Here is a 15323-nt window from a genome sequence, read left to right on the forward strand (position 1 = left end):
TTACCCCCCATAATTTGCTCATAGACTCATCTTTGGCTTATTAAACAACCAATTTTTATTATAAAACTAATTTCCTAAAGTATGGCAAAGTTTTACAAAGTTGGACTGTCTGCTATGATGATGTTTACTGTGGGTGCGAGTATGGCACAGCAGAAAATTTCAATTACGGGGCGGATTACAGACAGTCAAGGAGCACCTTTATCTGGTGTAACGATTCGAGAAAAGGGTGGAAGTGCTTCTACTTCTACAAATGAGGTGGGTCAGTATACCCTCTCTGTTTCAGAAAATGGTACAATCTTGATCTCATACATAGGATATCAGGATCAAGAAATCAATCCTAAAGGACGTTCGGTCATTAATGTTACGCTAGAAAGAAATACTTCGGCGCTTGATGAAGTTGTCGTTGTAGGTTATGGTACACAGAAAAAAGTCAATTTGACAGGATCTGTCGCTACTGTTGGTGCAGATAAGCTCACCAATAGGCCAATTATGAACCTTGCGGCGGCCTTAGGTGGAACGGCGCCGGGTATACGTGTTACGCAGGGGAATGGTAATCCTGGAAGTGAGTCTGTTTCTATTCGTGTTCGTGGTACTGGGTCATTTAATAATAATGATCCGCTGATTCTTGTTGACGGTGCAGTGGCCGATATGGTTCCATTAAATACAGATGATATCGAAAATATTTCCATTTTGAAAGATGCGGCTTCGGCAGCGATTTATGGATCTCGTGCTGCAAATGGTGTAATTCTCGTGACCACCAAAAAAGGAAAGAAAGGTGAAGCGCCTAAAATAACATTCAACGCTTTATATGCACGTGAACAAGCACAAACTGATTTAAAGTTTATGTCGAGTACAGCGGATTGGATGGAACTACACAATATCGCTAAAGTGAATGCAAACCCAACTTCAACATCTCCAGACTATACACTTTCAACTATTGAAGATTGGCGTAAAGCAAATGCCGATCCTAACGGGACTTATACAAATCCAATCACTGGGAATAGTATTCCAAATTGGTTAGCTTATCCAAATACAGATTGGGCACAGGTTCTCTTTCAACCACAATATTATCAACGATATGGTGTTTCGGTAACTGGAGGGAGTGATAAATCTTCTTATCTCATGTCCGCCGGATACCAAAATAATCCTGGAACGTTGGCAAATACGGGAATGAAAAGATTCAACATTCGGACCAATTTGGAAACAAAAATTGCGGATAGAATTACTTTTGGAACACAAACCTATGCTACAAAGGAGTATAAGCAGCCAGGTAGCACCTCAATGACCTATTTGCTGCAAGCTTTTCCTGGAATGACACCAATTTATGAGGGAAAATATGGCTCAAGTGAAGATCCCAACACAACAAATAAGGATAATATTCTACAACAGGTAGCGTCAAATGGAGGTGAAAACAATTACACACGTATCAATAGTACATGGTATGCCAATGCTGATCTATGGAAAGGGATTGTCGCGGAAGCACGGTTTAACTACAGTGAGTATATGCGTGAGGATGAAAATTATTCCCAAAATTTGCCGAGGTATAGTTTTAGAGAAAGCTTTGAGAAGCCTAAAGAGGGGATAGGAAATTTGGATCAGGCAACAACTTACCGTTTTTCTTATAAATCATCCAGTTATACAGCGAATGCATTGTTGCGTTATGCGCATACTTTTGGAAAACACGATGTTGGTGGATTAGCAGGTTATGAACAATATTACTCGAAGACAAGTGGTTTTAATGCTACTCAACGTGGATTACTTGATTGGAGTGTAACAGATATAAATTCGGGGGGAGCGATGGAATCCATTGGTGGATCTGATGACAATAAAAGAGATAATGCAAGGGCGGAAAATGCCATGGTTTCTTATTTCGGTCGGGTAAACTATGCCTATGATGGTAAATATTTGTTCGAAGGAAACTTTCGTTCGGATGCGTCATCTAAGTTTGCTCCAGGACATCGCACCGGATTTTTTCCTTCTTNNTCTTTCTCGGCGGGTTGGGTTATCAGTAACGAACGTTTTTTTGATCCAGCCAAAACAACGGTTAACTACTTAAAGCTTAGAGGGTCCTATGGAACTTTAGGAAACACGATAAGTGGAAATTACGATTGGCAGACTCTTTATCAGAAAGTGAATAATGTATTTAACGAGTCGGTTGCGAATGGGGTTATTCAGCAAACTATCCAAAATCTAAGTTTATCATGGGAGAAGCTAACGACATACAATGTTGGGTTAGAAGCCAGTTTCTTAAATCGTCGTTTGAGTGTCGAGGCCGATATGTATTCCCGAAAAACTTCTGATATCTTAACTGCAGCTATTATTTATTTGACAATGGGTAATATCAAAGCACCGATGTCCAATACTGCTTCAATGAATAATAAAGGGATAGAGCTTAATCTGGGTTGGAACGATAAAATTGGAGAGTTTAGGTATGGCGTAAATGGTAATATTTCCTATAACATGAACAGAGTTTCGGGTTTTAAAGGCACATTAAAGTATGAGCAAGATCCATCGACCCTCGATATTTGGGGTAATCCAACTTGGCGCTATACGAATTTAGCCGATGTATCTACGGGAGGAAACGAACGTCGTGTAGAACAGCATATGCTTGATGAATGGTTTTTGAGGAGGCCTTACGCCGGTACTGGAACTTATATGAAATCTGATGGAAGTGTAGATCCCAATGGAGGACCTACAGATGGAATGATTCGTACTAAAGCCGACCTGGAATGGGTAAAATCCATGATTGCCGCAAACTATTCTTTCAATAACAATTCAGTGGGGCCTGGGGCAGCAAATATTTGGTATGGACAAATGCTTATGGCAGATGCGAATGGTGATGGTAAGTACGGTAATGATGATGACCGTGAATTCACCGGGAAGTCTTCTGTTGCCAAATTTGTGTTTGGCCTAAATCTGACAGCCGCATACAAAGGATTTGATCTAAATATGTTGTTGGCTGGTCGCGTTGGCTCTTACCATTATATTAATGAGCGTGGATCAAACGGATCAATATTAGCGAATACAGGTGACCAATTGCCAGCAGACGCTTGGACAAAATACTATTCCTATGATGCCGTAAGAGCAAATAGCGATTATGATAATTATGATCCTGCTACAGATCCAAATGCAAATATCAATGGTAAATATCCACGTTTGCTTTCCTCAAGTTCAATCATGCAGGCTAATACATTCTATTTGTACAATACCTCGTATTTAAAGTTAAAGTCTTTGCAATTAGGCTATACATTTCCTAAGAAATGGATAAATCAAGCTAAAATTAAGGACTTAAGGGTATTTGTAACAGGAGAAAACCTGTTGACTTTTAAACATAAAGATTTTCCGGGAGTGGATCCGGAACTAGGCGGTTCACTGATCGTTTATCCGATTGCGAAGCTATATTCCGCTGGGGTATCGGTAACTTTTTAACTTAATCTCCGAACAGAAGGATGAGTTAATTTGAGTTTTCAATAGCGTAAGACTAGACTAACGTCTTCGTCTTAAACGCTGTTTAGTCAAATAAAATAAAAATAGAGATGAAAAAAATATTAAAATCTGTCATAGCAATTGGTATAGCAAGTTCTTTATCGTCTTGTACAAAAATATTGGACCTTACACCTAATGACAAAATATCGTCGGGAACAATGTGGTCATCTGAAACGTTGGTTGATCAGGGGGTAATAGGCGTTTATTATTCGTTACAACGTCCGGTAAGAAGTGATGGAATTGTAGGGACCTCTGCCAATATTGGGTATTATGCTTATGAGGCCTTTGGTATGACTGGACAAGGGGAATATAATTTAAACAACCTTTTTTCCAGTGCCGTTAATCCAAGTAATTCCTATTTTTCATTCCAATGGAAATGGTTGTATGATGGGGTACATCGTGCTAATGATGCTATAGTTCACATACCAGATGCAGCGATGGATCAGCAAAAAAAGAATAAGCTGGTCGCTGAATGCAAAGTCTTGCGGGCATTCTTTTACATGCGGCTTAATGAACTGTATGGCCGGAATGGTTTGGGTGTTCCTATTTACACCGAGCCTATTAGTCCAGCAGAAGGTAATAAAGGCCAAAGTTCAGAAGAAGAGGTTTGGGCGCTTATTATTAAGGATTTGACTGATGCAATCAATGAAAGCGCTTTGCCAAACAATCAAATTCAAGGGGAGGGGAGAGTAAGTAAAGGTGCGGCCTATGCATTACGTGGACGTGCTTATCTTATGACAAAAAAATATGATTTGGCTGTCGCTGACTTTGCAAAGGTTGGTGAGAGTGGTTATAAACTTTTCGCCAATTATAAGCAATTGTTCAAAGTAGCAAATGAACGTTGTGAAGAGATGATTTTGAGCGTTCAGTATATTGAGGAACCATCGGGATATGGTTCAGCTGTGCAGAAATACACAGCGGCGTTTCAACAGGGAGCAAAAGATAGTCGAGGATGTTGGACAGATTTACAAGTAACTCCAGCTTTGGTCAATTTATATGAGGAAATTATTGACGGAACTACTGTCCGTCCGTTTAGTTGGTCGGATTACATTCCTGAATGGAATACAGTAAATGCTTTAGGCGCTCCCAATAGAAAAGTCTTTTTTATACGAGATCAAAAAGTTAATGGAAATGATGTTCACCCAACAGTGACCACAGTAATCAATACGGAATTAAATAAATTGAATAGTACTGCGCGGGCATTTTATCTGCCAGAAGGTAATGAGGCGCGACTGAAAGCAGCCTACGCAAATAGAGATCCAAGGTTAGCTTATAATGTCTTGACACCTTATGCATCTTTTCAAGGCGTAAATAGCAATTCTACTGCTGCAGGTGTGTATACCTATAGATTCCCCGTCACTGGTAAGTATTATGTAGACCAATCTGGAGCTGAACCCAATTTGAATACTAGTTTGCCCAGCACTTATTATACTTCGGGAAGTGCAAATGCACAGGCCGAGTTTAAGTATATCCATCGTAAGTTTGTGGGCGAAGGATTAGAATATGCCCGTCGTGAGCAAAATCCGGTAGACGAGCCTATTATTCGTTATGCCGATGTTTTGTTGATGTGGGCAGAAGCATTAGTAGAGATGAATGACCTATCCGGTGCTATGGCAAAAGTAAAACAAGTCAGGGATCGAGTTGGAATTCCAACAATGGCTTCTTCTTTTTCAAATCAAACTAATGCACGTAATTATGTACGAGATGAACGACGTCGTGAATTAATTGGGGAGGGCGTTAACTTTTTTGATGAAATGCGTTGGAAGACGCTGAAAGAGACAAAGTTTGATCAGAAATTTTCGCAACATGCGTGGGGAGGTAGTGAGAACACTGGAGGTACTACTTATGAATGGATAGGTGATCAATGGTACACTTGGCCAGTTCCAAAGGCTGAAATAGAATTAAATAGAAATCTGAAACCGACACCAGGATGGATTTATTAAGGTGGAAGTTTGTTATCAATCGCTCATGCAGCCGTTTGCTGGGGCGATTGGTTTACTTCGGCTAGTATTTTTATGTACAATAGATATTTTTAATTTATAAACCCTTATCAATGAAGAGAAGATCCTTATTAAAATTGTTAGGCGGAGCTGGAGTAGGCGTATTAACGGCGTCTTTACCAATCGAAGCAAAAGCAGACAATTTAGACGATAAAAGAAATTTGACCGAAAATGACCGGGCTTATTGGGTATCTATCTTACATAAGATGGCAGCCCCCATATTGAGCAATATTAGTAAACAACAGTGGCGTAAAAATATGCCGATGGAGGTAAGTCCAACTTTTGATAGCAGGGATCCCGGAGTGGGATATCTGGAAGCCTTCGGGCGCTTGTTGGCCGGAATGGCACCTTGGTTGGCCCTACCGGATGACCTAACTGAGGAAGGGAAACTGCGAAAAAAATTGAGAGAACAGGCGCTGCTCGGTATACAATATGGGGTAGACCCCAAATCTCCGGATTATTTTACTTGGCGAGGACCTTCCTCTCAGACTCTTGTGGATGCAGCGCATCTTGCACTGGCTTTTTTGAGGGCTCCAAAAGCTTTATGGGAACCTTTAAACCAAGTGACTAAAAAAAGAGTCGTTGAAGAGTTCAAACTATTGCGCAAGATTAAGCCGAATGAGAGCAATTGGCTGCTGTTTGCCGCAATGACAGAAACGTTTCTTTACAGCATAGGAGAGGAATGTGTACGGGAAAAGATCGATTATGCGGTCAATAAATTTGATCAGGAATGGTATGTGGGAGATGGCTGGTATAGTGATGGTGCCCATTTTAGTTTTGACCACTACAATGGTTATGTGATCCATTGTATGCAGGTGGAGTCGCTGCGTCATAATATCCCAGCTGGTGGAAAATACAAGGAGATGTATGAGCGGGCCTATAAACGCATGCAGCGCTATGCGCATCATCTGGAACGCATGATATCGCCGGAAGGCCATTATGTCGTTGTTGGACGTTCCTCAACGTATAAGAATGCCGCATTCCAGCCGCTGGCAACAGTTGCTTTGGAAAATAAGTTGCCTGAAGACATTTCGAAAGGACAGGTCAGGGCTGCATTAACCACGATACTTCGTCATATTTATATTGACAAAACCTTTGCGCCCTCGGGATGGCTGCGTATGGGCGTGGTAGGTGATAAACAATCCAATCTCGCAGATTACTATACAAATGCAGGTTCAATGTATGTGGCCTCCCTTTCTTTCCTGCCCTTGGGGTTACCGGCAGAGGATGAGTTCTGGACCTGTGCTCCACAACCATGGACTTCCCAAAAATGCTGGCGTGCCGAGCAATTTCCGAAGGACTATTATGTAAGTTATTAAAACGAAAAAGGAATAAAAAAGCAAAAGATTAAGGACTGGATAAAATGAATATACAACACTATATTACGGGGGCTTTGATAATTGGGCTGGGAATGCAGGGAGTCTCCTGTTCCAGTCAGCGGAACTTGACGGCGGTGAAATTGGCGCTCGACAAAGAATTTGTCCGCTCCAATTTAGAAGATGCACACAAACAAATCGCCTATCTCGCAGCATCGATCGGTGAATCGGATATGCCTACAACCTATAAAGATGGCAAATATGTAAATTGGGGTTCGAGCTGGTGGTGCTCTGGCTTTTATCCCGGTACAGTGCTTTATCTATACGAGTATACCAAGGATGAAAAGCTTTTGACGGAAGCCAAAAGTAAACTGAAGCAACTGGAGAAAGAAAAATATAACAAAGGAACACATGATTTGGGCTTCATGTTGTATTGTAGCTTTGGGAATGCATTGCGCTTGACGGGTGATTCGGTGTCCTATAAAGGAATTTTAAGTACTGGTGCAGCGTCGTTGGCAACACGTTTCCATGAAGCACCGAAAACGATTCGTTCATGGGACGGTGGCAAAAACTGGGATGGCCAGTCTTGGACCTATCCGGTGATCATCGACAATATGATGAATCTGGAATTTTTGACGGAAGTTTCCAAGATGACAGGTGATCAGCGTTATCGGGATATTGCGGTGCAGCATGCCAATACAACGATGGTCAACCATTACCGAAAAGATTATAGTTCCTACCATGTCGTGGATTACAATCCGCAAGATGGAAGTATTATTTCGAGAAAGACTGCGCAAGGAGCTTTTGATGAGTCTGCATGGGCCAGAGGGCAATCCTGGGGGCTTTATGGTTATACGATGATGTACCGCGAGACCGGCGACAGGAGGTATTTGGAGCACGCTCGACATATTGCGCAGTTTTACCTGAATCATCCCAATCTTCCAAAAGATCTCATACCTTATTGGGATATGGACCAGAACAAGCTTACTCCGGATAGTAAATATTATAGCCAGAAAGATCTTCGTGATGTATCGACCGCTTCGGTGACCGCTTCGGCTCTGCTGGAACTGGCACAATACACAACAGGTAGTGAAAGCCAGCTCTATATATCAAAGGCTGAACAAATGCTGCGGTCGCTTTCTGCTAAACCCTACAAAGCAGACTATAAAGAAGCCGGAGGGTATATTTTAAAACATAGTGTCGGTTCTATCCCACATAAAACAGAAGTTGATGTGCCCTTGACCTATGCCGATTACTACTATGTGGAGGCATTGGTGCGGTATGACCGATTGCTCCGTGGAGAGAAGGTTATCAAGCCCTGACGAGAGGATTATTGAGTTTTCAACAAAGTTGTTAACATCCTGTGGAAAAAGTGAAGTACTTATTTCGTACATCCATCTCGTGCGCTCAAATGACTACCAATTTAACACCAATTCCTATATTGACAAGGGATTTATAGAGGGTTAACAGGGGGATAACAGGGGGATAACAGGGATATTACCCCTGTTAACCCCCTGTTAATACTTTGTAAAAGTAGTGTTACTCCTCTTTTAATGGGGAATTTGATGTTATATTAGTAATAAGTTATATACCATCAATTATAGACAAAAGGAGAAAAATCTTATGGCAATTTTACAAAATGGTCCGAACGGTGCTATTGTTGGGAAATTTGGTTCGGTGAGTGCTTATCTATTGAAAGGCCAAAATGTCGTACGTGGCGGCAAAAGAAAAAAACGAACGTCTCCGCCGAGCGAGGCCGAACTTTTAAATAGAGAAAAACAAAAAGTTGCAGGTAAGTTTGCTGGCGCCAATAAAGTAATTCTAGAGTTTGGTTATCAATCACTCGCGACAAAAGGAAGTCGTGTAGGAGCTTTCCAATTGGCGCAGCGCCACATTTTTAAAGAAACTCTTGAATTAGGTGAAGATAATAAGCCTTTTGTGAATCCTGAAAAGCTCCTCCTGTTTTCAGGTCCGCTTAACCCATTAGCTAACTGTCAAGTAAGTTTGGATGGCGATCGGATTGATCTTAGCTGGACTGTAGATGATGAATATAGAAGTAGTATATATAAAATCAATGTGGGATTGATAGACATAGAGGGCGAGTCGCGGTTGAAAATATCTATTGCCAATGTAAATCAGGGTTCCTGCTCATTTGAAGTTGAGGAGATAAGCAAGAAAGCATTCGATTGCCATGTTTATGTCGGTGTATGGGATACACTCCAAGACGACTTTTCGAATTCCATTTATTGTGGGGTTATATAATTGTTTTCGACGGAATACATAAGCTGGATTAGAAAAGTGTTATGCTTAAAGATAAAGTGTTATGCTTAAAGATAAGTTTAATGGCAAGGCTTTATGATGTAAAGCTTTGCCATTTTTGAATTATTCAACGATAACGTTTATGCCAGCCATGCTGGCCTTGTATTTGATTATTTGATCAACCCGTAGTAGCTCCAATTGCGCAGCAGGAACTCATCCCCCTTAGCAATTTCTTCTTTATTGGATTGGTTAACTAAAAGTAGGGTGCCTGCTTCGGATTTAATACAGATGTCAATGAGACGGCGACTATATAGATGAAGGCGAGAGATATCGATTCCAAGGCTGGATTCGTTATTAATTCAAGGGAATTTGTGCGAGATTTGAGTGATGAATTGAAAAAGTATTCAGCGCTATACCTGTGAAAACATATCTTTATATTAGTTAAAGAAAATAGAATAACTCGTACCTTTATCCCAATGACGGATATCCAGAAAAGATTTGATCGTATACTCGCTATTTATATGCATATACAGGCCAAACCTGTTGTGACAGCGGGGGCTTTGGCAGAACGCTTTGAAGTGAGCCAGCGTACGATTTACCGTGATATCCGCTCTTTGATGCAGGCTGGAGTTCCAATCTATGGCGAAGCCGGAAGCGGATACTCTTTAGTGGAGGGGTATAAAATGCCACCCTTGCAATTTACAAAAGAAGAAGCATTAAGTTTTGTCGCAGCAGAGAAACTGGTTGAAAAATATACGGATCGGAATCTTGCCAATCATTTTGCCACAGCATTGCTTAAAATGAAGGCGATACTGAGAGGCAACGAAAAAGAGCAAGTTGCCCTAGTCGGAGATAAATTTCTGGTTCGGGGTGGGCGACATCAGTTCAACGAAAAGCTAACGCATGGCACCAACATATTGATCGAAAGTATCGCTGCAAAAAAGTGCGTAGAGATTTATTATACCAAACCATCGGACAAAAATCCTGAGAAAAGGGAAATTGAAGCTGTTGGTATCTTTGTTGAAAGTAAATTCTGGTATATCCTCGCATTCTGTAAACTACGAAAGGATTATAGGCAATTTCGATTGGACCGTATAAATAATATCCGAATACTTACAGATGATTTTGGAAAAGAACATCCTGAGCTATCTTTCTTTCTCAACAAACGACATGAAGATCCGACTACTAAAGTCGTGGTACGGGTGGATAAGGAAATGGCAAGGTATATGGAATGGGACCGTCATTATTTCGGCTTTCAGCAGGAAGTGATTGCGGAAGATTATGTTGAAATGCATTTCGAATGTGTAAATATGGAAAATGGATTTGCACGTTGGTATTTGATGTTTGCTGACAAAGGAAATATTATCGAGCCCGAGTCGTTGAAAGGAGTGGTAAAACGATTGCTGTCATCAGCTTTAGAACAGCTTAATCATGACAAGGTGCAGGCAGGCTTCAGCTGTATTGAAGTGGGAAAGAATACTTGCTAGGTTCTCCCTGTTGAATCCAGGCAAGTATTCTGATCGGGGTATGCCCGAAATTATCCCCTTTCCCAAAAAAACGGTGGTTGAATGCCGAGCAAGCGCAGGTAGACAAATCCCTGCCCGCGGTGATGGATTTCATTATCTATAAAATAAAGAATGCTGTGGACGACCGGCGATTTGTACTGTCCAAACAAATTGAATTCCTCAGCAAAGCGTTCTTCCGAGATCTTGTTAAATAGATCGATGAGTATTGGAGTTGCCTCGTCCCACGCTTGTAAAAGCTGGGCTTTTGTTGAATAGCTGAAATTTTCGTTTAGCTCACCACTTTTGTTATCTACGATCTCCTGTAGGCCGGGAACGGCAATTGCCAATAATTCTTTCAGCATATCCGCAAAAGTTCGCATGCCTTCTACTTTATAATTGAACAATTCTTCTTCGGGAAATTTTTCAATAGTTTGGCGGGTCAGTTTTCTATGGCCCAACCAGTGTTCAAGTAATTCTTGTTTCGAAATGATCGCTGTACTCATTTTTTCGTATTTAAAATTTAAAAATTTACATCGCCTCTTGCGTTGTAATATGCCACAAATTTAGGTGGCCCAATGACAACTGTATGGCAGTATAAATTTTGAAACTCATTTTTTTTATTTCTTTTTCTTCGAACCTTGTGATTCTTGTTGATAGGCGAAGGGGGGCAGGAGGGGTTAAGGCAGTTTTCCTGCTACAGGATAAAATAAAAAAAATAATTCATTAATTATTTGACAGTTATAAAAATGTTTGTAACTTTGCAATCCCTTAAAGGGGAAAGTATGTCTTGAGCGAAGCCCTACTGCTTCGAAGGACTTTTAATTAATTAATTTACAACATGTCAGGTATTATTGGAAAAAAAGTAGGAATGACGAGCCTGTTTAACGCTGATGGGAAAAATATTCCTTGTACAGTGATTCAGGCCGGGCCGTGCGTGGTTACGCAGATACGTACGGAAGAAAAGGATGGCTACTCGGCAATTCAACTTGGTTTCGACGAAGCTAAGGAGAAAAACACGACAGCTCCTTTGAAAGGGCACTTTGCGAAAGCAAATACAACGCCTAAGCGTAAGTTGGTAGAGTTTAAAACTTTCCCAGATGCAAAACAACTTGGTGACGTAGTTGACGTTACTCTTTTTGAAGAAGGCGAGTACGTAGATGTAGTCGGTACTTCAAAAGGTAAAGGTTTCCAAGGTGTAATGAAACGTCATGGATTTGGTGGTGTAGGTGGTGCGACTCACGGTCAGCACAACAGATTACGTGCTCCAGGTTCATTAGGTGCTTCATCATGGCCTTCACGCGTATTCAAAGGTATGCGCATGGCAGGTCGTACAGGTGGTGACAGAGTTAAAGTTCAAAACTTACAGGTGTTGAAAGTTTACGCTGAGCAAAACCTTATCGTTGTTAGTGGTTCCATTCCAGGAGCTAAAGGTTCTTATGTAATCGTAGACAAATAGTAGAGATGGAAGTTAAAGTTTTAAATTTATCAGGTAAAGAAACAGGTGCCAAGGTGCAACTTCCTGAGTCGGTATTTGGGTTAGAGCCTAACGATCATGCGATCTATTTGGATGTGAAACAATACTTAGCGAACCAACGCCAAGGAACTCACAAATCTAAACAACGTAACGAAATCGCGGGTTCTACTCGTAAATTACACAAACAAAAAGGTACTGGTGGTGCTCGTGCGGGTTCTATCAAATCTCCATTGTTTAATGGTGGTGGTCGTGTATTCGGTCCTCAACCTCGTGACTACTCGTTCAAATTGAACAAGAAATTGAAACAAGTAGCACGTAAATCAGCGTTGTCTTACAAAGCAAAAGATAATAACATTGTGGTATTGGACGAAGTGAAATTCGATGCTATCAAAACTAAAAACTATGTTGCTTTAATCGATGCGTTGAATGTAGCTGATGAGAAAACATTGTTGGTATTGCCAGCTTACGATGAAATTGTTTATAAATCAAGCAGAAACTTGAAAAAAGCAAAAGTTATTGTTGCATCTGATTTAAATACATATGATGTATTGAACGCAACAAAATTATTGTTGACAACAGATTCTGTTAAATCTTTGGAGGAAGCATTAGCTAAGTAATATGGAAATTATTAAAAAACCTATCTTGACTGAGAAAGCTTCTTTGTTAACGGAAAAATTAAACCGTTACGCTTTCAAAGTAGATCACAGAGCAAACAAAATCCAGATCAAAGCAGCTGTTGAGGCTATGTTTGGTGTTACAGTTCTTGCTGTAAACACTGCAGTAGTAGCTGGTAAAGCAAAAAGCCGTTACACAAAAGCAGGTTTCGTATCTGGTAGAGCTCCTAAGTATAAAAAGGCTGTCATTACTATTAAAGACGGCGAAACTATTGACTTTTACAGTACTATATAATAAAAAATGGCAGTTAAAAGATTCAAACCGGTAACCCCTGGTACTCGTTTTAGAGTAGGCGCAGACTACTCTGATGTTACTACAAACGTTCCTGAAAAATCGTTAGTAGTTAAAATCAACAAGAAATCAGGCGGTCGTAATAACTCCGGTAAAATGACTATGCGTTATCTCGGTGGGGGACATAAAAAAGTATACCGATTAATTGATTTCAAACGCGATAAAAAAGATATCCCTGCAAAAGTAGCTACTATTGAGTACGATCCAAATCGTACGGCTCGTATTGCATTGTTGCATTATGCAGATGGTGAAAAACGTTACATTCTTGCTCCAGCTGGTTTAGTAGTTGGTCAAACTGTAATAGCAGGTGATAAAGTTGCCCCAGAAGTTGGTAATACATTACCATTAGCAAACATTCCATTGGGTTCTATCATCCACAACATTGAATTAAATCCTGGTCAAGGTGGTTCAATTGCTCGTTCGGCTGGTACTTATGCTCAATTGTCTGCTCGTGATGGTAAATATGCCATCATCAAATTGCCTTCGAGCGAAACACGTATGATCTTATTGACTTGTGTTGCTACGATTGGTTCAGTATCGAACCATGAAAGATCTAACCAAGTGTTAGGTAAAGCAGGTCGCAAACGTTGGTTAGGTCGTCGTCCAAGAGTTCGTGGTGTTGCGATGAACCCAGTAGATCACCCTATGGGTGGTGGTGAAGGCCGTACTTCAGGAGGTCACCCACGCTCACGTACAGGTGTATTAGCTAAAGGCTTCAAAACACGTTACAAGAAGAAAACATCGAATCGTTACATCATTGAGAGAAGGAAAAAATAATGGCTCGTTCAATTAAAAAAGGTCCTTATATCGATCACAACTTAGAGAGAAAAGTTCTTTCTATGAATGAAACTAACAAAAAGTCAGTTATCAAAACATGGTCTCGTAGATCAATGATTTCCCCTGATTTTGTTGGCCATACCTTCGCAGTGCACAACGGGAATAAATTTATCCCTGTTTATGTAACAGAGAATATGGTAGGTCACAAGCTTGGTGAATTCGCTCCTACGCGTACATTCAGAGGCCACGCAGAAAAGAAAAAATAATAGGTAATGGAAGCAACAAAAAAACTTAAAAAGTCTGTCTTAATTAGACAACGCAAAGAGCAAGAGAAAGCTCAAAAAGGAGGAGCTTCGGATGCCAAATTATTGAACTGCCCGACTTCGCCTCGTAAGATGCGCTTAGTGGTAGATTTAATTCGTGGTCAACGTGTTGAAAATGCATTATACATTTTAAAACACTCAAGTAAAGAAGCTGCTGCTCGTGTAGAAAAATTATTATTATCTGCAATCAAAAACTGGGAAGCCAAAAACGAAGGTAAATCAGTGGAAGAAAGCGAACTAATTGTAAAAGAAGTATCAGTAGGTGGTGGTCGTCAATTGAAAAGATTACGTCCGGCTCCTCAAGGTCGCGGATACAGAGTTCGTAAACGTTCAAATCACGTTACGTTGGTAGTTGATAGCAAATTAAACGTTGAACAAAACTAATTTATTGAGAAATGGGACAAAAAGCAAATCCAATAGGTAGCAGATTAGGAATCATCAAAGGTTGGGATTCTAACTGGTTCGGAGGTAAAAACTATTCCGATAAATTAGTTGAAGACGAAAAAATCAGAAAATATCTTTCTGTTCGTATCGCAAAAGGTGGTGTAGCTAAAGTTGTTATCGAAAGAACGTTAAAACGTATCACTGTTACAATTCACACTGCTCGTCCAGGTATCGTTATCGGAAAAGGTGGTCAAGAAGTTGACAAGATCAAAGAAGAGTTGAAGAAACTGACTAAAAAGGATGTTCAAATCAACATTTTCGAGATCAAACGCCCTGAGTTAGATGCTAAGTTAGTAGCAGAAGGTGTCGCTAAACAATTAGAGGCACGTATTTCATTCCGTCGTGCAATGAAAACTTCAATCGCTTCTACCATGCGTATGGGTGCAGAAGGTATCAAAATCATGTGTTCTGGTCGTTTAGGCGGTGCTGAAATGGCGCGTACTGAACAATACAAAGAAGGAAGAACTCCTTTGCACACATTGCGTGCTGATATCGACTACGCTTTAGCTGAAGCATTGACTACATACGGTAAAATTGGTATCAAAGTTTGGATCTGTAAAGGTGAGGTTTACGGTAAACGTGACTTATCTCCAAACATTGGTCAAGCATCTGGTGTAAAATCACGTGGCAACCACGAAGGTGGTGGCGAACGTCGTGACAACCGCAATAACAAAGGTGGTCGCGGTGGAAATAACCGTGGTGGAAACAACCGTGGTGGAAGCAACCGTGGTCCGAAAAAAGATTAATAGTTTTATTTAGATTACAACAAAAAC

14 protein-coding genes are annotated in these 15323 nt (G+C 40.6%); 13 read left to right on the top strand and 1 reads right to left on the bottom strand.

Going from position 1 to position 15323, the window contains the following annotated elements; all coding sequences use genetic code 11:
- Window positions 1–141 precede the first annotated feature (141 nt).
- From B3E00_RS11330 to B3E00_RS11355, 6 genes are all read left to right on the top strand, one after another.
- Window positions 142–3429: a SusC/RagA family TonB-linked outer membrane protein gene (locus tag B3E00_RS11330; protein ID WP_422663661.1), complete on the top strand. Its 3288-nt coding sequence runs from the start codon at window positions 142–144 to the stop codon at window positions 3427–3429.
- Window positions 3430–3536: 107 nt separating this feature from the next.
- Window positions 3537–5429 carry a RagB/SusD family nutrient uptake outer membrane protein gene (locus B3E00_RS11335; protein WP_293887605.1) on the top strand — a complete coding sequence of 631 codons (1893 nt, stop codon included), beginning with the start codon at window positions 3537–3539 and terminating at the stop codon, window positions 5427–5429.
- A 110-nt stretch (window positions 5430–5539) separates the two neighbouring features.
- Entirely contained in the window at window positions 5540–6805 is a 1266-nt protein-coding gene (locus B3E00_RS11340) for a DUF2264 domain-containing protein (RefSeq protein ID WP_293938472.1), read from the top strand.
- A gap of 44 nt (window positions 6806–6849) precedes the next feature.
- Window positions 6850–8124, top strand: a complete 1275-nt coding sequence (locus B3E00_RS11345; RefSeq protein WP_293938474.1) for a glycoside hydrolase family 88 protein — start codon at window positions 6850–6852, stop codon at window positions 8122–8124.
- A 301-nt stretch (window positions 8125–8425) separates the two neighbouring features.
- The gene (locus tag B3E00_RS11350) at window positions 8426–9064 is read left to right on the top strand and encodes a hypothetical protein (protein ID WP_293938476.1); all 639 of its coding nucleotides are present in this window, start codon (window positions 8426–8428) and stop codon (window positions 9062–9064) included.
- A 473-nt stretch (window positions 9065–9537) separates the two neighbouring features.
- Complete coding sequence (locus B3E00_RS11355; protein WP_293938478.1) at window positions 9538–10548, top strand: helix-turn-helix transcriptional regulator; 1011 nt, start codon at window positions 9538–9540, stop codon at window positions 10546–10548.
- A gap of 50 nt (window positions 10549–10598) precedes the next feature.
- Here the strand turns inward: B3E00_RS11355 and B3E00_RS11360 are convergent, their stop codons facing one another.
- Window positions 10599–11069 carry a DinB family protein gene (locus B3E00_RS11360; protein ID WP_209577697.1) on the bottom strand — a complete coding sequence of 157 codons (471 nt, stop codon included), beginning with the start codon at window positions 11067–11069 and terminating at the stop codon, window positions 10599–10601.
- A gap of 335 nt (window positions 11070–11404) precedes the next feature.
- Here B3E00_RS11360 and rplC point away from each other — a divergent pair, with 335 nt between their 5' ends.
- The 7 genes from rplC to rpsC are packed head-to-tail and all read left to right on the top strand — an operon-like array spanning window position 11405 to window position 15296.
- On the top strand, window positions 11405–12022 hold the full coding sequence (gene rplC / locus B3E00_RS11365; protein WP_046674864.1) for a 50S ribosomal protein L3: 618 nt from the start codon (window positions 11405–11407) through the stop codon (window positions 12020–12022).
- A gap of 5 nt (window positions 12023–12027) precedes the next feature.
- Window positions 12028–12657, top strand: a complete 630-nt coding sequence (gene rplD / locus B3E00_RS11370; protein ID WP_209577699.1) for a 50S ribosomal protein L4 — start codon at window positions 12028–12030, stop codon at window positions 12655–12657.
- Between the two features lies 1 nt (window position 12658).
- Window positions 12659–12949, top strand: coding sequence for a 50S ribosomal protein L23 (gene rplW, locus B3E00_RS11375; RefSeq protein ID WP_046674866.1), 291 nt, complete (start codon window positions 12659–12661; stop codon window positions 12947–12949).
- A gap of 6 nt (window positions 12950–12955) precedes the next feature.
- Window positions 12956–13783 carry a 50S ribosomal protein L2 gene (gene rplB / locus B3E00_RS11380; RefSeq protein ID WP_046674867.1) on the top strand — a complete coding sequence of 276 codons (828 nt, stop codon included), beginning with the start codon at window positions 12956–12958 and terminating at the stop codon, window positions 13781–13783.
- On the top strand, window positions 13783–14049 hold the full coding sequence (rpsS, locus tag B3E00_RS11385; protein WP_002997495.1) for a 30S ribosomal protein S19: 267 nt from the start codon (window positions 13783–13785) through the stop codon (window positions 14047–14049). Before rplB ends, rpsS begins: the two co-directional genes overlap by 1 nt.
- Window positions 14050–14055: 6 nt before the next feature.
- A complete protein-coding gene (gene rplV, locus B3E00_RS11390) occupies window positions 14056–14490 on the top strand; it encodes a 50S ribosomal protein L22 (RefSeq protein WP_070570408.1) in 435 nt (144 codons plus the stop codon).
- 11 nt (window positions 14491–14501) lie between these two features.
- Window positions 14502–15296, top strand: a complete 795-nt coding sequence (gene rpsC / locus B3E00_RS11395) for a 30S ribosomal protein S3 (protein WP_046674869.1) — start codon at window positions 14502–14504, stop codon at window positions 15294–15296.
- Window positions 15297–15323: the final 27 nt, after the last annotated feature.

The sequence above is a fragment of the Sphingobacterium sp. UBA5996 genome (assembly GCF_002429765.1).
In the GTDB taxonomy this organism is placed as follows: Bacteria; Bacteroidota; Bacteroidia; order Sphingobacteriales; family Sphingobacteriaceae; genus Sphingobacterium.

Coding starts and splice junctions, on each gene's coding strand:
- B3E00_RS11345 (WP_293938474.1), top strand. CDS start 6,850: ATGAATATACAACACTATATTACGGGGGCTTTGATAATTGGGCTGGGA.
- rplW (WP_046674866.1), top strand. CDS start 12,659: ATGGAAATTATTAAAAAACCTATCTTGACTGAGAAAGCTTCTTTGTTA.
- B3E00_RS11340 (WP_293938472.1), top strand. CDS start 5,540: ATGAAGAGAAGATCCTTATTAAAATTGTTAGGCGGAGCTGGAGTAGGC.
- rpsS (WP_002997495.1), top strand. CDS start 13,783: ATGGCTCGTTCAATTAAAAAAGGTCCTTATATCGATCACAACTTAGAG.
- B3E00_RS11335 (WP_293887605.1), top strand. CDS start 3,537: ATGAAAAAAATATTAAAATCTGTCATAGCAATTGGTATAGCAAGTTCT.
- B3E00_RS11350 (WP_293938476.1), top strand. CDS start 8,426: ATGGCAATTTTACAAAATGGTCCGAACGGTGCTATTGTTGGGAAATTT.
- rplV (WP_070570408.1), top strand. CDS start 14,056: ATGGAAGCAACAAAAAAACTTAAAAAGTCTGTCTTAATTAGACAACGC.
- rpsC (WP_046674869.1), top strand. CDS start 14,502: ATGGGACAAAAAGCAAATCCAATAGGTAGCAGATTAGGAATCATCAAA.
- B3E00_RS11355 (WP_293938478.1), top strand. CDS start 9,538: ATGACGGATATCCAGAAAAGATTTGATCGTATACTCGCTATTTATATG.
- rplD (WP_209577699.1), top strand. CDS start 12,028: ATGGAAGTTAAAGTTTTAAATTTATCAGGTAAAGAAACAGGTGCCAAG.
- B3E00_RS11360 (WP_209577697.1), bottom strand. CDS start 11,069: ATGAGTACAGCGATCATTTCGAAACAAGAATTACTTGAACACTGGTTG.
- rplC (WP_046674864.1), top strand. CDS start 11,405: ATGTCAGGTATTATTGGAAAAAAAGTAGGAATGACGAGCCTGTTTAAC.
- rplB (WP_046674867.1), top strand. CDS start 12,956: ATGGCAGTTAAAAGATTCAAACCGGTAACCCCTGGTACTCGTTTTAGA.